Source organism: Acinetobacter sp. S4397-1 (assembly GCF_024129285.1).
GTDB lineage: Bacteria > Pseudomonadota > Gammaproteobacteria > Pseudomonadales > Moraxellaceae > Acinetobacter > Acinetobacter lwoffii_C.
Window position 1 is genome coordinate 1 of sequence record NZ_JAMXXZ010000102.1, and the last position, 245, is coordinate 245.

General features: G+C 49.8%; 1 protein-coding gene. It reads right to left on the reverse strand.

What is annotated here, in order from left to right:
* A partial coding sequence (locus NI467_RS14690; protein WP_253153508.1) for an IS66 family transposase zinc-finger binding domain-containing protein occupies window positions 1–245 on the reverse strand: 245 nt, incomplete at both ends.

Genomic DNA, 245 nt, shown 5'->3' on the forward strand with positions numbered 1-245 from the left:
ACATGGCTGAGCAGTTCAGGTGAAGCAATGCCTTTATCAATCACATAGGCGGGCATCGCTTGCTGAGTCAGGGTGTCACACTGATCACAGACCCATTTGCCACGAACATGCTGTTCCTTATAGAACTGTGCCGGTCTGAAATGCAGTTTTTCACTGACATCTTCGCCGATACGACGGAGTTGGCAGCCACAAGCGCATTGGGTTGATGCAGGTTCATGCTCAATACGGATGGTGTGTAGATGATC